This window comes from Bacillus sp. CDB3, from assembly GCF_002081505.1.
In the GTDB taxonomy this organism is placed as follows: Bacteria; Bacillota; Bacilli; order Bacillales; family Bacillaceae_G; genus Bacillus_A; species Bacillus_A cereus_AT.
On sequence record NZ_ALBR01000073.1, the window covers coordinates 39955 to 61779 of the forward strand.

Consider the following 21825-nt stretch of genomic DNA (forward strand, 5'->3'; position numbering starts at 1 on the left):
ATAAAACAGTAAATGCTGGAGGATTATATTTCTCCAGCATCACGCAAAAAAGAACAGACATTAAACGATAATCTGTTCTAAAAAACGATTACATTTATCAATTTTACTTTATTAAATATTATACATACTCTTTCGTTCCTCGTTACATACTAAAAGATAACTATTATAGAAAAAGATTATTATTATGGAACTTCAATTTATTTATGAAAAAAATTATTCCGGGTGCTCAATACGCAAAATATCTTTTATAAATATATGATGTGGATTCTCATCTTTATCGAGCATTGTACATACAGGAGCTTCTTCATCAAAGTATACAATCATTCCTTCTACGTACTGATATGTATGTTGAACTTGTACAGTTACTTTAATTTCTACAGCTTGCTCATATGCTCTTTTTATTTTCTGAAGCATTTTTGCTGAACATTTTCGTTTCTCTGGATACATAACCATTCCCATAAACCTATTCCCAGCTCTATCTTTCCACATATAATCCCAATGTGGTAATATGCCTTGTTTAAAATCTCCCATAATTCTCCTCTCCTTTATCTTCTATTTATGAACGTGGTGTTTCTGAATATGTATAAATTACCTGTCCACCGCGCTGTGCGTTCCCGATAATATGTTTAAAATCTTCTCGACTTACAACAACTTCCCTGAACGTATAAAATACATCTTTCGTCGCAACATACTCCTTTATTTCACCATTTTTCAGCTGATCCAAAATTGCATTTGCTAATTGTTTATCCATGTATTTCACCTCTCTGCAATAGTTTATTTTATCGCATCTTCTATAGGTCGACAACGGTAAAATTATCCCGTTACTATTATTTAATTCACTTTCATTATTTTTATAGCTATATCACTTTATTATATTCGCACTAAATATCATATACTAACATAGCTACTTCTCTATATCAAACTTTTTGACGCTCTGTATAACAAAGTTCCAATCCACTGTTTGTTATTTTATTTTATGCTACAATATATGCATAGAACTAGGAGGGATACTATGATTCGGAAAGCAAAAAAGACAGATGCGATAGGAGTAGCACCTTTACTGTATAACGCTCTGCACGAAATTGCTGAAAAAATCACAGGTAGCACAGTTGAAGCAAAAGTGATACTAGGACTTGAAACATGGTTCGCAAAAGAAAATAATCGATTGAGCTATGAAAACTGTTTAGTGGCTGAACAAGATGGAAAGGTAGTTGGGGTTATTGTCGTTTATCACGGTAGTGACGCTGAACAACTTGATGCACCAATCGTACACCACTTAAGAGAACTACATGACGACGAATCCATTACGTTAGAAAAAGAAGCTGAACTTGATGAGTATTATATTGACACGTTGTCAGTTTCAAATATGTACAGTGGACGTGGCATTGGCTCTAAATTAATCGATGCAGCTGAACTTCATGCAACTGAAAAAGGTCATGAAAAAATCGCCTTACTTGTTAATTTAGATAACAGACGCGCTTTTTCACTATATGAAAAACTTGGTTACAAAAAAGATAACATCGTTATGCTTGTTGGTGAACCGTATGCCCATCTAATAAAACCATTACGGTCATTAGTTTCTATATCTTAAAAGGACAATTCTTTTTGCTTGTTATGTAAAGAAAGAGGCTGCCAAAGGGACAGCCTCTTTTATGTTAAATTCGTATTTAATACATTTCCATCCATCGCCTCACGAAATGTATACGTTGTACATCCCCATGGCTTCCTATGGAAAATAGGCGAACCTGACCACCCCATTACCCTCAGTTCAGTCCCAATCATCACATTAAAATAACTATGACCTACAAGAGCAATATGTCCGTGTACGAGCGCATAGCGGTGTAACATATTAGCAGCTTGCCTTGCTCTTTCTCGTACTTCCTTATAAGACTCAACATCCTTACTATAAGCAGCTATCCATAGTGTACGTCCAATAAACATCCATACATTAGGTTTACATTTCAACCATTTTGGAGCATAAAAACCTGTCGGAATTTCAGCTTCCCTAAAAAGAGGATTTTGCACAAAAGATAAAGAATCCGTTAATTCGGTTGCTGATTGCACAGCGCACCTCTGATCACTCGTTACGACCAATTTCGCTGTTGTAATCGCCTCAATTGTTTCAATCGGTATATGAGCTTCTTTTACCGTAGTTCCTAAATCATATTGCTTCATCCATTCACGAAATGAAATAATTGTCATTGGCTCTATAGTACTGTCCAAACGACCATGACGAATAAAAGAAATTCGCATTCTTTCCACTCCCCATTCATCACTTACGAACTATATTATGTACTATTTCTTATTGCCATCATACCATGCATAAAAAGAAAGTCATATATCATTACATATCCCCACTACTATCATGCGTTATCGATGCATGCACACCATCCAGTCCATCAAAATATGTAGTTGTTTCATGTTGACGCATTTTCTTCAACTGTATATAAGAAAATAAAAATAATAAAATCGCTATAAAGCTCCCCACAATTTCAAACATCATTTTACCGCCCCTAATTTCTCCTACTTTAGTAGGTCATTACATCTTTTTTATTATACTCCCATATAAAGATGTATGCATTTTCATCATTCCTCTCCTAACAATATTTTTTCACATATTTTCTTACAAAAAGTGAATATTTTTTGAATTTTTACTCTGGAAACATTTACAAATTAGTAAATATAGTTCAAAATAAGAGGAAATAAAAAAAGCCCAAATTATTCTTTTTTGGGGAAAACTGTAACAAGGAGAGTTGCTTATGCAGATCGCAGAAACTGGAGATATCATTGAATTTAAAGGTGGAATGCAAGGCCGTGTTCAAAAAGTAAATCAAAATTCCGTTATTGTTGATTTAACAATTATGGAGAATTTTAGAGAACTAGATATGGAACCTCTTACAGTTGTAAGCCATAAAAACTATACTGTCATTAATCAACATGCATAATATAATAGAAAGAAAGGATCTGTATATCATACAGATCCTTTCTTTCTATATATATTAACGATTATCAACTGTTTCTGGATATAGATCGTGGTTCATCATACGGTAGTCTGCCATTTTCTCATACTTAGTTCCTGGGCGACCGTAATTACAGTAAGGATCGATTGAAATCCCACCACGTGGTGTAAATTTGCCCCATACTTCAATGTAACGTGGATCCATTAATTTAATTAAATCATTCATAATTACGTTCATGCAATCTTCGTGGAAGTCCCCATGATTGCGGAAGCTAAATAAATATAACTTTAAAGATTTACTCTCTACCATTCTTTGTTCTGGAATGTAGCTAATATAAATGGTTGCAAAATCAGGTTGTCCTGTTTTCGGACATAAACTTGTAAATTCAGGACAGTTGAATTTTACAAAGTAATCACGGTTTGGATGGTTATTATCAAATACCTCTAAAATTTCTGGGCTATATTCAAATAAATATTTTGTATTTTGATTTCCTAATAATGTTACATCTTTTAAATCTTCATCTAATCTTCCTGCCATTTTAAACATCCCTTCTCGTTATACGCCTCGTTTATTTCCCCATATTAACGCATGAAGCTGCGGCAATACTTTCACGTCATTCATCTCTTTACAGTTAACAGCTTTTTCAATAAGCCATTCATACTTATCTAATAATTTTTTAATAAGCATTGCATCATCCACCGTTTTCGTATCATCGTTCCCTACTTGTAAGAAAAATGGTACATCTGGATAACGTCCATGCATCTTAACTGCATATTCAAAATCTTGATCATCGAATACTACTACTTTTAAACTAATATCTTTTCCTGCTAGTTTCTGAATTACAGCATCTAACTTTTGAAAATCTGTTTTCATTGTTGAACTTGGCGGTTTTGGCGAAATCGTTACCTCATCAATTTGAAGTAACCAATCCTGCCATTTACTCCCTTGTGTTTCGATCGCCGTTCGCATCCCATTCTCTTTTAATATAGAAAGAAGCGACTCAATATTTTTCAATAAAACAGGATTCCCACCCGAAATCGTGACATGAGAGAAATTTTCTCCTCCAATTTCAACAAGCTCATTCCAAATGTCTTCCGCTGGCATTTGTCTAATTTGATCTTTCGCCGATCCATCCCACGTAAAAGCCGAATCACACCAAGCACAGCTATAATCACAGCCCGCTGTACGGATAAACATTGTCTTTTGTCCTACAACCATCCCTTCACCTTGAATGGTCGGACCAAATATTTCTAAGACGGGGATTTTACTCATCGAGCATCCACTCCCGTCTCACTTCCGCATAACTAGTCGGTGTCTCAAACAAACGAACAAATTCAACACGCGCTCCTTTGTATTCACTCGCACGATTATCTTTTGTCAATGCTTCTGCCATCTTTTCATAAATCCAAACTACCATATTTTCAGCAGTCGTATTCATTGCTGGTAATGTTTCATTTAAATAACGATGATCTAAATAAATTTCTATTTCATTTTTCCAAATTTCTTTTATATCTCCAAAGTCAATTGCAAGGCCTATTTCATTTACATATCCACTAATTCCAAATACAACTTTATATGTGTGGCCATGTAAATTTTTACATTTCCCTTCATAACAGTGTAAATGGTGTGCTGCATCAAATGTAAATTCCTTGCTGACCATTACTCTTTTATTATGATATTGAAGTTGTTCACGCTGAATATCCTTGTCCATTTTTTGTAAATTTTCTACGATGCGAAACCCAAAAAAGTTATCCATTAGTTGTTCGCTCCTTCGCGTTCTTGTAAGTACGTATCTAATCCTGCTTTACGAAGTTGACATGCTGGACATTCACCGCAACCATCACCAATGATTCCGTTATAACATGTTAATGTTTTTTCTCGAACAAACTCGAATGCTCCAAGTTCATCAGATAATTTCCACGTCTCTGCTTTATCAATCCACATAAGCGGTGTATGAATAACAAACGGATAATCCATGGATAAATTTAAAGTAACGTTTAACGATTTCACAAACACGTCACGGCAATCTGGATAACCACTAAAATCAGTTTCACATACACCCGTTACAATATGACGTGCTCCAACTTGTTTTGCTAATACAGCAGCAAATGATAAGAATAGTAAATTTCGTCCATCTACAAATGTCGATGGCAATTCACCGTCTTCATGTGTAATCTCCATATCCGTTCTCGTTAACGCATTTGGAGCAAGTTGATTTAATAGACTCATATCTAGTATCGTATGTTTAATACCTAGCTCTTTCGCAATTTCTGCTGCACAATCAATTTCTAACTTATGACGTTGATTGTAGTTAAACGTTACAGCTTCCACTTCTGCGAACTGTTGCATCGCCCAAAATAAACATGTTGTACTATCTTGTCCACCACTAAAAACAACAACTGCTTTTTCTTTTTTCATTTCACTCATTCTCCTTCTCTACTACGAATAAGAAGAAAGAACGTTCTTGAACTGTCACAATAAAAAAACAAAACAATACCTAAGGATATTGTTGTTTCCATAGTTTTTTATAGAGGGAGTTCGCGAACCTCTCCCATGCAGTGCATGGAATTTCTTCTTTCATTGACAAAGCTTATTGTAACATATTGTATACTACCATAAAAAATTTCTGATTTTTCCGCTATTTCGCATTTCATTTCTTTCATTTTATAGTATGATTAATTTAATGTTAGAAGAGAGGAGGCATCCCACTGGAACTCTTTATTATTTATCTCTTTTTAAATATATTATCTATTCTCGTTACAATGCTCGTATATCATTTGTTTTGGAATCAGAAAGGGAAACGATCTCCTAAATTGAATTCAGCTATATTTATTGTATTGTGTTGCCTCGCTACCATACTATGTATCACTTTTGCAGCAAAAACAAATAACGGTTTTCAGTTCGACATGCGACATATCGTATTAATTGTCGGTACGTTAACGGGAGGGCCTATTGCTGGTGGTTCTATTTTAGCTGTATTAAACATTTATCGCTTTTTATTAGGAGGAATAGGTGCGTTTCCATCCTTTATCGCTTCTATTCTCCTATTTATTGTTCTACTATTAACATACAAACTTTTTAATCGAAGTTCTAATCATATAAAAATAACACTTGCTATTTTTTACAGTCTTACTTATGGATTTGGTTGGATACCATTTTTCCTTGCAAGTGTTACAAATGATGCAGATTATATACCACATATCATTGTGTACGAACTATGTACGATGATTGGCACGATCCTTATTTTATATTTACTACACATATTACAAACGCAAGTTCGTCTCCAAAATGAACTTATGAACGCTGAGAAATTTCATTTAATCGGCGAAATGGCGGCTTCCATCTCTCATGAAATTCGTAATCCTTTAACTTCAACGAAAGGATTTTTGCAACTTTTACAGTCAGATACATGTTCTGAGAAGGAACGAAAATTATATATCGACATAGCCATTAATGGGATCGAACAAGCAAATCATGTTCTTACAGACTACTTAACTTTTGCAAAACCGAGTATTGAAAAAGAACAACAATTACAAGTAGAGGATGAGTTACTTCATGCGTTATCTTTAATTACACCTCTCGCCAATTTAACAAATGTTCGTATGCATTACATAAAACAAAGTACATCTTTCTTTATAGCTGGTGAAAGGCAAAAGCTGAACCAATGCTTATTAAATATTTTAAAAAACTGCATTGAGGCTATGCCTAACGGTGGTGACCTTATTCTTACATTAGTTCCAGACCATAAACATATACAATTGTATATAAAAGATACAGGCGTTGGTATGGATCCAGAACAAGTAAAACGCCTCGGGTCACCCTTCTACTCGACGAAAGAAAAAGGGACCGGACTCGGGATGATGGTCGTCTTCAGTGTCATTCAAGCAATGAATGGAAAGATTGATATTATTAGTGAAAAAGGAACAGGTACAACATTTTTATTAACTTTCCCAATCATACAAAAAACGTGATGAAATTCATCACGTTTTTTCTGTTCCTTCAACTAATTCTGCAAAAGCTTTCACTTTTCCATGTGGTTTTTGATTCTCTTTCCGAGCTTTCCAAGCGCGCTCTTCTTCTCTCTTTTTCTTTGACATACTTTTCAACTCCTTTTCTCTTCTCCATGTAGTATTCCAAAATGAGAAAGAAAACTATGCATGAGTAAAAAAGGAAAAGAAGCGGTTCACCGCTTCTTTTCCTTTTTCCCACTATTTGAGCGTATCCCGATTGGTAAAGAATAATAATCAATGCGGAATGCCACCCAATGATTAAAGTTTCACTTTATCGCTGTAAAATTGCATGTTTTGCTTCTTTTAGCTGTGTAAGATGCCTTTGTTCGTGCAAATCCAGAAATTGAACCCATTGGTATAAATTCAAATCATTAAAAATAGGATGTTTCAATCCATTTTCAAATAATTCTTTTTCATCTATCACACTATGAAGTGCATGTAATAATTCTTGTCGTGAATGTTCTAGTAATTGAATTCCTTGCAGTTTTTTCATTAATGTTTCTGTTGGTTTCATTTGTTGAGGAGCTTCCCGTTTATATGTGCGATCAAGCGTAAGTTGGAGGTCTTTAAATGGAGCAAGCTTTCTTTCTTTTTTTTGCAAAGCATATACAAGGGCAGATGTGACAGACTGTTCAACTAAATGTAAATGATGCAAAATTTGAATAATACTCCATTTATCACGACGTGGCTTTACATTCACCTCAGTATCATTTAACATTTCAATTTCTGATAACAGCGTGCTTCGTGTAGACTGTAATGAGTGGACTAAAGTTTCTAAACTAATATCCATATTAGATTGAAGCATAATGCTTTCCCCCCTTTTGTTGGTGAAAAGAGGTGCTCCTTATTAGAAACACCTCTTAATAATTCTGAATTTTCTTTTATTATCTCATCATTTTTCTATTATGTCGATGTTAAACATGTGAAAAAAAGCGCATGTTTTTTACAATTTTGTGTCGTCAACAGCACGTAACCACGCTTCAATTTCTGTAATTACACTTTTTACACAACCTTCAGCAAATGGCGATGTTAAATTTGCAACTTCTACTAATTCTAAGAATGATTTACTTCCACCTTGCTGACAAAGATTCACATAATCTTCCCAAGCCTCTTGTCTATTATCTCTTGCACGTTTCCAAAATTGCAGCGCACAAATTTGAGCTAACGTGTAGTCAATATAATAGAACGGTGAGCTATAAATGTGACCTTGACGTTGCCAGAAACCACCGCGCTCTAAATAATCATTATCTTCATAATCACGATGTGGTAAATATTTCTTCTCTATGTTACGCCATGCTGACTTACGTTCTGCTGGCGATGCTTCTGGATTCTCATATACATAATGTTGATATTCGTCTACAGATACACCGTACGGTAAAAATAGAAGTGCTGAACTTAAGTGTGAGAAATAATATTTTTCCGCATCTTCTTCAAAGAATAACTTCATCCATGGCCATGTAAAGAATTCCATACTCATTGAATGGATTTCACACGCTTCATATGTTGGCCAATTGTATTCTGGAATTTCATACTTACGACTTTCATATACTTGGAAAGCATGACCAGCTTCATGTGTTAGTACATCAATGTCACCAGACGTTCCATTAAAGTTTGAGAAAATGAATGGCGCTTTATAATTCTCAATATATGTACAATATCCACCACCAGCTTTTCCTTTTTTCGCAACTAAATCTAATAAATCATTATCTAGCATGAAATTAAAAAATTCATCTGTTTCAGCTGATAATTCTTTATACATCGTTTTCCCGTGATTAATAATCCAATCCGCATCACCTTTTGGAGTTGGGTTACCTGTAGCAAACTCAAAGTTTTCATCATAATAAGCGAGCTTTTCTACACCAATGCGTGCTTTTTGTCTATTTCTTAACTCTGTTGCAACCGGAACGATATAATCTAATACTTGCTGGCGATAGTTCGCAACCATTTCAGCATTATAATCTGTACGATACATTCTCGCATATCCTAATTCAACAAAGTTTTTAAAACCAAGTGTTTTTGCAATTGTTGTTCTCACTTTAACAAGCTCATCATAAATACGGTCTAACTCTTCCTCATTCCCAGCTAAAAATCCGTAATATGCTTCACTTGCTGCTTTACGTTCGCTTCTTTCTTTTCCTTGCATAAACGGAATAAGTTGTGATAATGTTCTTTCTTCTCCTGCAAAGTCAATTTTTGCAGATGCTAACAACTGTGTATATTGTGAAGACAATTTATTCTCTAATTGCAAATCTTTCACTACTTCATCTGAATATGTTTTTAAATCACATTCAGCTAAAGCAAATAATTGCTTTCCATAATACGCTTCTAATTCTTCACGGAATGGAGAATTCATTAACGCCTTATAATATTTTGTTCCGTAGCCTTGTACAACCGGGGAGTATTCATCAAAGAAATCTTGCTCTTCTTTATAAAAAGAATCTGTCGTATCAACAGAATGACGAATGTAACAAAGATTCCCCATTGTACCAAAATCATTGCGAATTTCATTGATTGAATTAATTACTTGTTTTTGTTCTTCAACCGTTTTTGCATTATCGAACTTTTCTAAAGCAACAGTAAACTTCTCTTTTAATTCTTCAATATTTGGCCGTTTATATTCATAGTCTTTAAATGACATGAACGCGCCCCCTCTCCATTATATGCATCATTACTATAATTCAATGCTTACTTACAAATATCCTCTTATTTTTCAGCAAAATACAGCAGATACTGTCATGATTACATGTAAACAAAAAAGCCTTGGATTTCTTTATCCAAAGCTCATTTGGAACATATTGTTATTTTTCATACTTTCCAATCTTTTTTAATAGATCCAGTAATTCATCCTTTTCATCTTTCGTTAACATTTCGAAAGACTGATGTATAACTTGCTCATGCCCAGGAAAAATAGAAGCAATAAAGCTCTCTCCAGACTCCGTTAATTGTGCATAAATAACACGTCTATCATTCGGGCACGGGATTCTCTTTACTAGTCCTTTTTTCTCTAGCTTATCTACAACGTATGTAATGCTGCCACTAGCTATTAAAATACGCTCACCAATTTGCTGAAGTGGTTGGCCTCCTTTATGATATAGTAGTTCTAATACAGCAAACTCAGTTGGATTTAATCCGTTACTTTGTATGGATTTATTTGTAGTATCCATAACAGAACGATGTACACGGGATAATGCAATAAATACTTTTAAAGATTGAGAAATATCTGCTCGCTCATTATTTGATGTCATACCATTTCAACCCTTCACTTAAATTCTCCACAACAAAAAGAAAAGCAATGTAGTACTTCATTACAATTTCCGAATGAATATTCACTCATCCCTTTTCCTCTCCCTAATATAATGCAAATGATTCTTGAATAAAAACATGACAATTTTAACATAGTTTATATATAATGATAATAAAAAAGAAGGAGTACCAAATTTGAAATTCAAATTACAAAGCATAGTTTTTTACATACTGCTTGTTATACTGCCAACGATAGGGATTGGTGCCGCATTTTTTTCGTATCACACTTATCAAATGAAACAGGGAAACAAATTATCTGCTCATACTGTTCTCTTTTTATATAGAGACTATTTAGACCATCACCTTGGTGAAGCGATTTCTGCCTTAGAAATGCTCGCAAAAGTCGTAGGTACCGAGACTGGTAACATAAATGGAATTAAACAAATTGTACATGATACAGATGGAAACGATGCACGATTTTCTGGTCTATATTACGCTACACCAGAAGGAATCATTACAATCGCATCAGAAGGTGAATCAAGGCCTGTAGATGTCTCAGACCGTAAGTATATTCAAGACGCATTACAAACTAAGAAAACAACTGTATCATCTGTCATTACAGATCGCGTCCTTGGACATCAAGCTATTATGATTGCCTCGCCAATATTTAATAAACAAAAGGAACTCTCTGGGTTATTGTTAGCTAGTTTACGCTTTGACTACATTTCATCCTCTTTAAATGCTATTAAACCACAATATCATTTCGAAGTAACTGATAAACATGATGTAGTTTTTCTAACCGATGATAATAATGAAACAAGTGATGAGCATTCTAATATGCTTACTACCCCACTCCAAAGATTAAACTGGAAGGTCTCTGTTTCTCCGTTACCTATTCATCAACAAACCTTATACCAGTTAGTTTCAATAGAATGTATAGCTACTTTATTTTTAATGTCTATTTTATTTTTACTCGCTCAATATATGTTATTAAAACGGCAAACAAAACTAGAAAGACAACAAAATGAACTACAGAAGATTGAATTGGTTGGAACTTTTGCGGCTAGTACAGCTCACGAAATCCGTAATCCCCTTACTGGAATTAAAGGACTCGTTGCTCTATTAAAAGAGAAATATAGAGATGAACAGGATCAGTTCTACTTTTCAGTAATTGAACAAGAAATTGAACGTATTAATGAGATTGTAAGCGAATTTCTTATTCTTGGAAAGCCAACTGCCATCATTGAGCAAACATATGATGTAAGAACGATTCTTAATGAGGTAGCAGTAATTATTCAATCTGAGGCGAATTTGCATAGTATTATATTCCATTTACATTTGCCAGACCACCCTGTTCATATATGTTGCTCAAAAGACCATATGAAACAAGTGGTTTTAAATATTACCAAAAATGCAATTGAAGCTATGAACTCTGGGGATACATTAACCATTGTAGTAACAAACAACGAAAAACATGCACAATTGCAAATTATTGATACCGGAAAAGGAATTCCAAAACATATTCAAAAACACCTCTTTCATCCGTTCTTTACTAATAAAGATACTGGAACAGGTCTTGGACTTGTCATATGTAAACGAATTGTAGAGATGTACAATGGGCACATTTTTATTGATAGTAAAGAAAGCGAAGGAACGACAGTTCATATCGAAATTCCTTTACACAAAGTATAATTATCCTTATCCCAAAAGGATAATTATACTTATTTCATAAAACCAGCCACAAGCATTCGCCAAAAATTACTCGATTTCCCTTCATACCCTATTTGAAAAATAGGTGCCTTTATAATTGACCACCATCTCGGTGTTTGTTTTTCTTTATAACGCTGATACTGTAATATAAGCTTGTCCAATTCTTGACTAACTTGAATTGTCTCCATACTGTTTAACCCACTTGTTAATCCTAAATGAATCATTTCTTCACGTTTCATATGAATATCATGCGAAAGCTTTTCTAATGTGTACTTCCTTTTTACAGTAAACATTCATATCCCCCTTATTATTCTTCCATGCTCTAAACGTCTCTTCTACTTTAGTGCTTTAAACATTTAATCCTATTTGAAGAATCAGAAAATTTAACATTTTCCCCCTGTAATTTACAAATCTTTACCCTCACTTTGAGAATTATTACAAATTATTCTATCTTTGTAAATACATTCGCAATAATAGACATTTTTTTCATCTTCTTTTTTGTAAATGCTCAGTAAACAGTGGGTTCTCTATTTTTAATGTACTTTTCTTCGACATTTTTTGTTTAATTTATGTGAAAACGCAAAACATAATGATGATTGATAAAGTGAAACTTTAATCAGTGGGGGGATTGCTCCCCCCACTGATTATTAGCCCTCACCAATCGGGCATTTACGGACAGTGGATCTCCCACCTAACTTCTTTGCTCCAGCCGAATTTTGAGGTGGGTGTCTTACTGCCCGCAAATAGCGGGATAAAATAGAAAGGAAATATTCAAATGCACAAATATACTATTACATTTCTCGTCTTCACCCTGTTCATACCCTTCTTCCTATTTCCTATTCAAGCAAACGCTCATACGAATAAAGTTGCTATTGTCATCGATGATTTCGGCAATAATATGAAAGGAACTGATAGAATGTTATCACTTCCTATTCCACTTACTATTGCTGTTATGCCATTTCTTCCTTCTACTAAACAAGATGCAATAGCTGCCCATAAAAAAGGGCATGAAGTTATTATACATATGCCCATGGAACCAATTAGAGGAAAAAAAGAGTGGCTCGGACCAAAAGCGATTACAACAGATTTAAGCGATGAAGAAATAAACAACCGACTCGAACAAGCAATTCAAGAAATACCTCATGCAATAGGAATGAACAATCATATGGGATCAAAAGTAACCGCCGATGAAAGGATTGTACGTCTTATACTTTCTGCCTGTAAAAAACACGGTTTATTTTATTTAGATAGTAAAACGAATCCTAATAGTGTTGTCCCAAAAATCGGTAAAGAATTAGGGGTACCTATCATTGAAAATCAATTATTTTTTGATGATGTATATACGGCAAGTCATATTTCAAGACAAGCCCAATTACTCATCAAAAAAATTCAAGAAAAACCAATCATGGTAGCTATCGGGCACGTTGGTCCTCCAGGTGAAATTACATCACGTGTTATTGAAACTTCTATTCCTAAAGTTCGCGAACATGCAGACTTCATTTTTTTATCTGATTTAGTATTATCTCCACCTCCTGTTTCAAAATAAGATTCATTTCTCGTACTAAAAAAGGTACCTATCTACATATAGCAGATAGGTACCTTTCCTTTTTAACTTAAATATGATCTACATGACTCACCCTAAATCCCTTTTTCTCTATCTTTTCAATTAATTGCTTTAATCTTTTTTCATTTAACTCATCTGATATATTTACGATAATACGGCGAATATATTGATCACCATTATCAAGCGTAAACAGTCCACCTATATTGTATGCCTTTAACAATGTCCCCAGCTCTTTAATTGTTCCCTTACAATCTTGTGTTGCAATTGTTAATATATAACCACCCGTCCGCATACCGAACGAATCTTCAATAACATCAAATACATTAGAATGTGTTAAAATACCGACAAATTCATTATATTCATTTAAAACCGCTAAAAACGGGAGACGACGAATCACGTAAAAAGCTCTAAAAAAAGAATCCTTTTCAAAAATAAACGAATTTTGATCTTCCAGCACATCTCCTGTACTTACATGCTCTAATCCGCTATTACACTTCTTCTCTAAAAGATCTACTTTATAAATAATCCCCGTGAATTCCTTCTCATCTTCTGCTAATACTGGGATCGCCCGAAATCCCGTTTCATTCATAATTTGCAAAGCCTTTTCACCAGAATCATTCGTCTTGCAAAATGTCACCTGCTGTTTCGGCAGAAAATGGTATTTAACTCGCAAAATATGTTCCTCCTTACATGTCAACATGTAATCTATATATAATAAGGAGACCTATATTTTATGAGTGAAATTTACTTTTAAAACGCTTTCATTTTTATAGAATGGTAACCACTGTGAATACACCTTTATATAACAGAACTTTTTGCCCCTTTTATCATTAAAAGCTTTACGTGATAGTTCATTAAATATTCTATACCTTCCAACCATTTTTTCGCTTCTTCTGGTGATTTTCCCCACACGATCATTCCGTAATTATGAACAAGGACTACTCCTCCACCTTCAGTAAAATTCGGAACATTACTTTCCAATAAATCAGCGAATTTTTTTTCATCTTCTACAATTGGAATTGTCATTTCTGTAATGCCTTCTTTGCCAAAAACACGTTCCACGCTGCGTTTTTCGAATGTTACTTCTCCTTCTTTCCCATATAGCTCTGACATTAAATGACTATCTACAGTCTGTACTTGTAAAATGCACTCTGCACTGCTTTTTTTATAAATATCCGCATGCATAAACGACTCTGAAGCTGGTTTTTCTTCGTTTTCAAATACTGGCTCACACATGCAATTTACTACAATAAAGTCTTCTTCAGAAAATACTCCTTTATCTCTTCCCTCTACATTTACCAAAAATGTTAATGGCTCTTTTGACGTACACATCGATAAACTAATTTTTGTACCATAAAACCAATCGCGAAGTGCCAGTTCTGCCTTCACATCTTTTAATTCGTTCCATTTCTTCAGAAAAATAACATTTCGTCACCCCCGGCGTAATATTAATATAATGTTCAAATCCTTTCTATGTAAAAGGAATGTTTTTTGATTATTCTAAAAATTTAATTGAATTATCACACGAGAATGCCTTTTTGTCAATATGGTTTCAGCACCTATCGGAAAAATAGACATATCCCCTATAAGCACTCCTGTCTATTTCTTACTTGATTTTGTACATATAAAAAATACGTTATTCTTCTTATTAAAGAATAACGTATTTTTCTCATTTATTATTTTTTTATTGCGTTATACAAAAATTGTGCATATTGTTCACGTGTTACGAAATTATCCCCTAAAAAGTTCCCATTCCCATCACCTTTTGATATGTTATTATCCTCTAAAGCTTTCACATATCCTTCTGCCCAATGACCAGTTGGTACGTCTTTAAAGTTCTCCAAATTACGTTCATTTGCTTTTAACTGAAATACTTTTTGTAATACTACTGACATCTCGTACCTAGTTAATACTCCTTCTGGACGAAACTTCCCTGTACCATCTCCTTGCATAATTCCAGCTTGTGCAACTGTAGCAATATCTTGCTCGAACATATGCCCTTTCGTATCTGTAAATCTCTCTTTCTGCTCTACTTTATTTTCTAATTTCAAGTACCTTTGTACTAAAGATGCAACTTGTCCACGGGTAATATTATCCCCAAATCCAAATTGTCCATTTCCATATCCTTTAAAAATATTTTCTTTCGCTAAATAACTAATTGCCTCTTCTGACCAATGTCCTTTTGGTACATCTTTAAATTCTACTACTTCTACTTTTTCATCTTCTTTAGAGGTATTGTCTTCTTTAGAAGTGTTATCCCCTTTACTTTCTACTACATTTTGAATTACAGATCCTGTAAAGAAGATTCCTGTATCCGCAAATGGATCTTTCACTCCAAATTCATATATTTTCTCACCTGGTGTACTCCATTTCACTATACCATTACTATACGTACCACCATCACTCTTCAGACGGATTTTTGTGGATACCTCTCCGTCTTTTTCGTATATAGGTACTTTTACTTCTTTATTTACTTCTGCTTCCTCTAGAAATACTTTTTGATTTTGAACATTAATATATGCTGTCTTACTTAATTCCACAACTGGTCTCACATCGCGGATTTCATTTGCCACAAAACTTAGAAATACTAACTTTTTCAAATTGCTAACTGGTGTTAAGTCTGAAATATAATTTGCCTCTAAATCAAGTTTTTGTAAGTTTACTAGACTTGATAATGGAGTAATATCTTTTAACTCATTGTTAGGTAAGTTTAAAACTTTCAACTGTGTCATCTTACTTAGAGGAGTAGCATCTGTTATTTCATTTTTTCCTATCCATAACTCTTGTAATTGATTCAATTGATCAATACCTGATAAATCTTTAACTTTATTACGCGTTAATACTAAATCTTTTAACGGTAACATATAAAGCGGTTTAATATCTTGAATTTGATTTCCTGCTAAAGATAAGTATGTTACATTTTTTAGCTTACTTATCGGAGCAACATTCGCAATTTTATTATTTGCTAAATTCAAGTAATCTAGTTGTTCCATTTTCGCTAATTCTGTTATATCTTCAATTTGATTTCCTGCTAAATATAAACTTGTTACATTCTTCATTTCCGTTAATGGTGCAACGTTTGTAATTTTATTATTACTTAAATCAAGAGAATCTAAATTATCCATCTTCACAAGTGGTGTTACATCTACAATTTCATTAGCGCGTAAAGCCAAATGTTTCAATTGCTTTAGGCTCGTAAAGAACGACGGATCTTTTATCTTCGCATTTGCAATTGTTAAAGATTTTAAATTCGGCATGTATTTCAATCCACTATAATCGAGAATCTCATTCGTATTTAAAAACAAGTCCTTTACTTGTAATAGTTCTGCTTTCGTAATTGGTGTATTTAAATCTTTTCTATTAAATACTTTCTTATTAACAAGTTCTCTTAGTTTCTTATCTGTTATCATGTTTTGACTATCAACTGGATTATCCGTTCCCTTATTGCCTGAATTAGAGTTATCATCTGGTTTCTCTGTCTCTTTATCACCTAAAGTTGGATCTTTAATTTCAAATTGAACTTGATATTTGTGATCATATCCAATAGCCGGAATAAGTATATGCATTTGCATATTGTGCTTCTGCTCAAATTCGCCAATTTCAAATTGGACTACTTTCGTTCCATTTTTTCTTTTGTCTTCTGACAGAACTTTCACATCATGAAATACACCAGGTTGATTTCTATCTTCTATTCTAAGATATTGAAAATAATCGCTATCTTGTATTGTTACAGTAACAATTTTTTTCCCGTCTTCAATTGCTACTTTAGGATTTTTTATGTACTGAGAAACCATAGATGGCTCATCTTTTTGATCCTTATATATTTTAATCTCAGTATCATACGTGCGATCACTGGTTGCTACTACCGACTGGTTTGTTTCAATTTTTATTGCTGCTAACGCTGGAGTAGAATACGCAGCAAATGGAATAGCTAATGTTGTTGCTACTACTAGAGCCTTAATATAACTTTTTTTCAAAATAATATCCCCTTGTCTTATATATATTTTAATTGATAATCCTTATCAATTATTAACATAATAAATGATAATGAATCTCATTATCATTGTCAATGGGAATATTACATTAAGTTTATAATTTCCATAGATAAAAAATTAAAAACCCTTTACTCAAAGGGCTTTTTTACCTATCGTATGAAGGATTTCACTTTTTTCCTTTTCATTAATAACACCAATTTTTTGCAAAATGTTTGCATACAATACAAGTTTATTATATATCCGTTCTGACATACTTCCCCTTCTTTCCTTCGACCAACTTTTTTTGTATTGGTAAATTATATGAATGAGATGAGAAAATGTGTCCACTTTTTGCATAAATACAAATCTTTTATTTTGTTACTTACTGATAGTAAAACTCCCACCTAAAAATTAGGCGGGAGTCTAGATGTATTCAATTCATTTAGCAAATTGTCCATTGAATATTATGTTTTTTGACTTCTTCTTCAAAACTATAAGGCATTTTCTTATCACAAATGACATGTTGAATTTGAGAAAATGCTGCTATTCTATAATTCCCTTTTACGCCTACCTTTGTATGATCACATAAAATAAATGTTTTCTCAGCTAGCTTAATCATCGCTTCTGAAAGTTTCGCCTTTTCTAATTCAAAGCTAGAAACCCCAAAGCCTGGCAACAACCCATCAATCGAAACGAATGCCTTATGAAAATGAAATTGATGGATTACTTGCTGTGAAATAGACCCTGACACCCGTGAATGTTTTGGGGATACTTTTCCACCAATAAATAAAACCTCACCGTGAAACATCTTTTTATTAATAGAAGATATTAATTGTGTCGCTACTGGAAAAGAACTCGTAACAATCGTTAAATTTTTACGATGAACAAGATATGGTACCATTTGAAGTGGTGTACTTCCATCATCAATCGCAATAACATCTCCATCTTCTACAAACGTTGCTGCTTTATACCCAATTCTTTTCTTCTCTTCTATATGCAGCATCTCTCGTTCTAACATTGGTGCCTCTATTCCAACTCCCGGAAGTTGAACGGCTCCACCATACACTTTCTTCAACTTCTTTTCACGATCTAATTCTTCTAAATAACGGCGAATCGTCTCTGTTGATACAGCAAACTCTCTCGCTAATTCTGAAACTTTTACTTTCCCTTTAAACTCTACCTTCTCAAGAATTGTTCGCTTTCTTTCTTCACCTACTACAGACATAGCCTCACCCCATTTATATCTACCTCATAAACTGCCTTACTTATACAAAGTTATAATTTTCTTTGTAAGTAGAAATCTCTTCATGAATATAAATACCACGCTTTTCTAATTCGTCAAAAATGATTTGTGGATTTTCAAAAGCTTCTTCAGGAGTAATAACACCGACTTTATTAACTACTCCTTTTGCAATTAACTCTGTAGCGACTCCGAATGGGATTCCGACATTTCTTGTATAAGCTCTTAATTTCTCCCAACCTACTACAGAACCATCAGATAACGGATGTGTATGATATAACACATGCCTTTGTTTTTCATTATTTTTCATACCTACTACCTCTACATGAAGTGCATAACCATAAAGCTCTGTTTCTTTTCCTTCTTTCGATTTTAGTAGATACTTCGAAATACAATCCATAATACCTATTTCTTTACCGTTTATTTCAATTTGATCATTACGCAATATACCATAATCATATAAAGCACGAATGAGCTGCATATTTTGCTCAGGCCAAGTACCTCTCGTTTCTATCAGCACAATACCTTTGTCCTTCAGTGCCTTCGCCAACGTAATCGTTTCTGAATGCGGGATTATATACTGCGTTGTTTTTCCGTAAGGCGCTGGTAATTCAATTTCTCTTGGGCGCGCAAACGGAGGTACTTGCTGAAATTCACCGCCTTCATACACTGTACGCGATGGTAAATGTGGATCATATTCATATGTCGTTGTTTCTGTAATTGATGCTGAAAAAGCAATTGGGCGGTATGAGCCATGGCTTACTCGAACTGATTCTACAGTATCTAGTTGATTTGCTGCATGCATAGCCATCATTTGCGTTACACCTGGCGTCATACCAAAACCAGGTAAACATGTTTTTCCGTTTTGAACAAATATAGAATGCGAATCATTTTCTTCACCAAATCCATTCAAATTCACACCGTGACAACCTGCTTCAGCAATACATCGAGTTGACAAACCATTTAGCTTTATCGTCGTGCCATCCATTACAATGTCATAGCCCTTCATTTTTGCAACCGTATCCTCATGATTCGTTACATCTACTTTTACAAAATCTACGCGAGGATCGTTGAGCCATTCTACTACTTTCAGGCCCTCTTCTTCATTAAAATCAGCTACTGTAATCGTCTCAAAAGATGAAAATTGTACTAAATCTAAAATTGCTTCACGACAAATTTTACCTGCTCCACCTAAGCAAAATACTTTCACCCTATAACAACTCCTTTAGCAATACTATCAACTAAACGATTAATGTCTTCTTCATGTACATCACCGATATTTCCAATACGGAACGTATCTACTTTCGAAATCTTCCCTGGGTAAATAACAAATCCGTACTGCTTTAATTCGTTATATAATTGCTGAAATTCAAATCCTGCTTCTGGATAAATGAAAGATGTAATAATAGGAGATTGATATTTTTCATCTACTAGTGGCTTAAATCCGATTTCTCTCATTCTATTCACTAATAGTTTTTGATTGTTATAATATCGATTGTAACGTGCTCTTACTCCGCCCTCTTTTTCTAGTTCCAGGAGCGCTTGATAAAAAGCGTGTACAACATGTGTAGGTGACGTAAAACGCCATTTTCCATTTTGATTTTCCATCGTTTCCCACTGATCGTATAAATCTAAAGATAATGAACGTGCCTGCCCTTGACACTTCAACAATTCATCACGCTTTGCGATAACAAAGCCGAATCCAGGCACACCTTGAATGCACTTATTCGCACTACTAATTAAAAAATCAATTTGTAAATCAGCAATGTCTATTTCAATACCGCCGAAACTACTCATTGCATCAACAATTGTAACTTTTCCATACTGCTTCCCTAATTTACATACATCTACAATTGGATTAATAATACCTGTCGTTGTTTCACAATGAACAACGGCAATATGCGTAATCTCTTTATCTTGCTGTAATAACTTTTCTACTTCTACAATATTAGTAGGCTCCCACTCTTCCGTTTGACTGACCACCACATCTATATGTAACATCTCCGCCATTTGCACAATCCGTTTACCATAGGCACCATTTGTACAAATAAGCATCTTTCCATTTGTAGGAATAACAGAACCGATTACTGCTTCAACCGAAAAAGTACCGCTTCCCTGCATTAAAACTGTTGTGTACTTTTCTTCTTCCTTTGTTGCTAACGATACAAGCCTATTTCTTACATCTTGCACCATCGTGTTATATTCAACATCCCACGTACACCAATCATATAACATAACTTCTTTTACAGTTTTTGTTGTCGTTAATGGTCCTGGCGTTAATAATAAGTAGTGATTTTCATTCATGATCCCGTGCCCCTTTTATGAAATAATAAGTTCTTGTTTCTCGATATGTTCAATTACGTCCTTGAGTTCTTGCATCGTTTCAATCGTAAAATGAGCCCCGTTTTCAACGAAACGATTACGAACTACTTCCATCTTTTCATGAAGTTCTACCGGATCCATAGTTTCAACTTCCCACTCGCTTAAGCCGAGCTCACTACTACCGAGAATTACGCCAACAGTCCACATCCCAGCATTTCTGCCCTCTTTCATATCTGACACCGTGTCTCCCACTTTTATCATATGATTCATCGGATACACACCAAGTTCCATCGCATTTTTATAGCACATCCACGGGTACGGACGACCTGCTGGAACATCATCTGGCGTCACAAGAAAATCAGGTTTATACCCTTGTAATTTTGCTTCTTTTGCAACAATGTCCATCATTTCTCTCGTATAGCCAGTTGTTGAGCCGATTTTAATGCCTCTTTTACGTAATGAAGCCATCACTTCTCTTATCCCATCAATTGGCGTGGCATAGTTTGGCAAAATAGCAAAGAGAATTTCTTCAAATTCTTTATACATCTCATGAATGTCTGCTTCTGTTGGTAATTGTCCGAAAACATGCTTCCACTCATTCGCAATACGAGGCATTTCTGTTAGTGCTCTTACATGATCTATTTTTAATAATCCCATTGGCTTACGTGCTTCTTCTGCTGTAATTTTAACACCACGTTTATGAAAAATTTTCATAAATACTTCCAGTGGTGCAAAACATCCGTAATCAACTGTCGTACCTGCCCAATCAAAAATAACTGCTTCTATTTTCATTCTATCCATC

25 protein-coding genes and 1 riboswitch are annotated in these 21825 nt (G+C 34.3%); of the genes, 5 read left to right on the forward strand and 20 right to left on the reverse strand.

Annotated features, from left to right (window positions below):
• Positions 1–213: 213 nt before the first annotated feature.
• A complete protein-coding gene (locus CDB3_RS17565) occupies positions 214–531 on the reverse strand; it encodes a hypothetical protein (RefSeq protein WP_071744777.1) in 318 nt (105 codons plus the stop codon).
• 25 nt (positions 532–556) lie between these two features.
• Positions 557–751 (reverse strand): hypothetical protein, encoded by a 195-nt coding sequence (locus tag CDB3_RS17570; protein ID WP_000360788.1) that lies wholly within the window; start codon positions 749–751, stop codon positions 557–559.
• Between the two features lie 261 nt (positions 752–1012).
• On the opposite strand from CDB3_RS17570, the gene CDB3_RS17575 reads away from it, so the two are divergent.
• Positions 1013–1591, forward strand: coding sequence for a GNAT family N-acetyltransferase (locus tag CDB3_RS17575; RefSeq protein WP_128855382.1), 579 nt, complete (start codon positions 1013–1015; stop codon positions 1589–1591).
• 59 nt (positions 1592–1650) lie between these two features.
• Here CDB3_RS17575 and CDB3_RS17580 read toward each other — a convergent pair whose 3' ends face one another.
• Both CDB3_RS17580 and CDB3_RS31735 read right to left on the reverse strand, forming a co-directional pair.
• Entirely contained in the window at positions 1651–2253 is a 603-nt protein-coding gene (locus tag CDB3_RS17580; RefSeq protein ID WP_128855383.1) for a histidine phosphatase family protein, read from the reverse strand.
• A gap of 91 nt (positions 2254–2344) precedes the next feature.
• On the reverse strand, positions 2345–2503 hold the full coding sequence (locus CDB3_RS31735; protein WP_000971078.1) for a hypothetical protein: 159 nt from the start codon (positions 2501–2503) through the stop codon (positions 2345–2347).
• 256 nt (positions 2504–2759) lie between these two features.
• Here CDB3_RS31735 and CDB3_RS17585 point away from each other — a divergent pair, with 256 nt between their 5' ends.
• Positions 2760–2945: a YkvS family protein gene (locus tag CDB3_RS17585; protein WP_001165083.1), complete on the forward strand. Its 186-nt coding sequence runs from the start codon at positions 2760–2762 to the stop codon at positions 2943–2945.
• Positions 2946–2999: 54 nt separating this feature from the next.
• Here CDB3_RS17585 and queF read toward each other — a convergent pair whose 3' ends face one another.
• The 4 genes from queF to queC are packed head-to-tail and all read right to left on the reverse strand — an operon-like array spanning position 3000 to position 5378.
• Positions 3000–3497 (reverse strand): preQ(1) synthase, encoded by a 498-nt coding sequence (queF, locus tag CDB3_RS17590; protein ID WP_000918893.1) that lies wholly within the window; start codon positions 3495–3497, stop codon positions 3000–3002.
• An 18-nt stretch (positions 3498–3515) separates the two neighbouring features.
• A complete protein-coding gene (gene queE, locus CDB3_RS17595) occupies positions 3516–4232 on the reverse strand; it encodes a 7-carboxy-7-deazaguanine synthase QueE (RefSeq protein ID WP_128855384.1) in 717 nt (238 codons plus the stop codon).
• Positions 4225–4716 carry a 6-carboxytetrahydropterin synthase QueD gene (gene queD / locus CDB3_RS17600; protein ID WP_128855385.1) on the reverse strand — a complete coding sequence of 164 codons (492 nt, stop codon included), beginning with the start codon at positions 4714–4716 and terminating at the stop codon, positions 4225–4227. Before queD ends, queE begins: the two co-directional genes overlap by 8 nt.
• A complete protein-coding gene (queC, locus tag CDB3_RS17605) occupies positions 4716–5378 on the reverse strand; it encodes a 7-cyano-7-deazaguanine synthase QueC (RefSeq protein WP_128855386.1) in 663 nt (220 codons plus the stop codon). The genes queD and queC overlap by 1 nt, the downstream gene beginning before the upstream one ends.
• A gap of 93 nt (positions 5379–5471) precedes the next feature.
• Positions 5472–5515: riboswitch (PreQ1 riboswitch) on the reverse strand.
• A gap of 207 nt (positions 5516–5722) precedes the next feature.
• Between queC and CDB3_RS17610 the strand changes: the two genes are divergently transcribed.
• Entirely contained in the window at positions 5723–6931 is a 1209-nt protein-coding gene (locus CDB3_RS17610) for an ATP-binding protein (RefSeq protein ID WP_128855387.1), read from the forward strand.
• 9 nt (positions 6932–6940) lie between these two features.
• On the opposite strand, the gene CDB3_RS32430 is transcribed toward CDB3_RS17610, so the two are convergent.
• The 4 genes from CDB3_RS32430 to CDB3_RS17630 all read right to left on the reverse strand — a co-directional run bounded on the left by CDB3_RS32430 (position 6941) and on the right by CDB3_RS17630 (position 10215).
• Entirely contained in the window at positions 6941–7057 is a 117-nt protein-coding gene (locus CDB3_RS32430) for a DUF6254 family protein (RefSeq protein ID WP_000038354.1), read from the reverse strand.
• 184 nt (positions 7058–7241) lie between these two features.
• A complete protein-coding gene (locus CDB3_RS17620; protein WP_128855389.1) occupies positions 7242–7775 on the reverse strand; it encodes a DinB family protein in 534 nt (177 codons plus the stop codon).
• 138 nt (positions 7776–7913) lie between these two features.
• The gene (locus CDB3_RS17625; protein WP_128855390.1) at positions 7914–9608 is read right to left on the reverse strand and encodes a M3 family oligoendopeptidase; all 1695 of its coding nucleotides are present in this window, start codon (positions 9606–9608) and stop codon (positions 7914–7916) included.
• A gap of 160 nt (positions 9609–9768) precedes the next feature.
• Positions 9769–10215 (reverse strand): MarR family winged helix-turn-helix transcriptional regulator, encoded by a 447-nt coding sequence (locus CDB3_RS17630; RefSeq protein WP_071744767.1) that lies wholly within the window; start codon positions 10213–10215, stop codon positions 9769–9771.
• A 193-nt stretch (positions 10216–10408) separates the two neighbouring features.
• Between CDB3_RS17630 and CDB3_RS17635 the strand changes: the two genes are divergently transcribed.
• Positions 10409–11905 (forward strand): ATP-binding protein, encoded by a 1497-nt coding sequence (locus CDB3_RS17635; RefSeq protein ID WP_128855391.1) that lies wholly within the window; start codon positions 10409–10411, stop codon positions 11903–11905.
• Between the two features lie 29 nt (positions 11906–11934).
• Here CDB3_RS17635 and CDB3_RS17640 read toward each other — a convergent pair whose 3' ends face one another.
• A complete protein-coding gene (locus CDB3_RS17640; RefSeq protein ID WP_128855392.1) occupies positions 11935–12216 on the reverse strand; it encodes an aspartyl-phosphate phosphatase Spo0E family protein in 282 nt (93 codons plus the stop codon).
• A gap of 482 nt (positions 12217–12698) precedes the next feature.
• Here CDB3_RS17640 and CDB3_RS17645 point away from each other — a divergent pair, with 482 nt between their 5' ends.
• Entirely contained in the window at positions 12699–13469 is a 771-nt protein-coding gene (locus CDB3_RS17645; protein WP_097830165.1) for a divergent polysaccharide deacetylase family protein, read from the forward strand.
• 67 nt (positions 13470–13536) lie between these two features.
• Here the strand turns inward: CDB3_RS17645 and cbpA are convergent, their stop codons facing one another.
• The 7 genes from cbpA to phnX all read right to left on the reverse strand — a co-directional run bounded on the left by cbpA (position 13537) and on the right by phnX (position 21815).
• A complete protein-coding gene (gene cbpA / locus CDB3_RS17650) occupies positions 13537–14160 on the reverse strand; it encodes a cyclic di-AMP binding protein CbpA (RefSeq protein ID WP_128855393.1) in 624 nt (207 codons plus the stop codon).
• 125 nt (positions 14161–14285) lie between these two features.
• Positions 14286–14909, reverse strand: coding sequence for a class II aldolase/adducin family protein (locus CDB3_RS17655; protein WP_128855394.1), 624 nt, complete (start codon positions 14907–14909; stop codon positions 14286–14288).
• Between the two features lie 254 nt (positions 14910–15163).
• Positions 15164–17464 carry an NEAT domain-containing leucine-rich repeat protein gene (locus tag CDB3_RS17660; RefSeq protein WP_128855395.1) on the reverse strand — a complete coding sequence of 767 codons (2301 nt, stop codon included), beginning with the start codon at positions 17462–17464 and terminating at the stop codon, positions 15164–15166.
• A gap of 439 nt (positions 17465–17903) precedes the next feature.
• Positions 17904–18686: a DeoR/GlpR family DNA-binding transcription regulator gene (locus CDB3_RS17665; RefSeq protein ID WP_097830161.1), complete on the reverse strand. Its 783-nt coding sequence runs from the start codon at positions 18684–18686 to the stop codon at positions 17904–17906.
• Positions 18687–18726: 40 nt separating this feature from the next.
• On the reverse strand, positions 18727–19911 hold the full coding sequence (locus CDB3_RS17670) for a saccharopine dehydrogenase family protein (protein ID WP_128855396.1): 1185 nt from the start codon (positions 19909–19911) through the stop codon (positions 18727–18729).
• Complete coding sequence (phnW, locus tag CDB3_RS17675) at positions 19908–21005, reverse strand: 2-aminoethylphosphonate--pyruvate transaminase (RefSeq protein ID WP_128855397.1); 1098 nt, start codon at positions 21003–21005, stop codon at positions 19908–19910. The genes CDB3_RS17670 and phnW overlap by 4 nt, the downstream gene beginning before the upstream one ends.
• Positions 21006–21020: 15 nt before the next feature.
• Complete coding sequence (gene phnX, locus CDB3_RS17680; protein WP_128855398.1) at positions 21021–21815, reverse strand: phosphonoacetaldehyde hydrolase; 795 nt, start codon at positions 21813–21815, stop codon at positions 21021–21023.
• Positions 21816–21825: the final 10 nt, after the last annotated feature.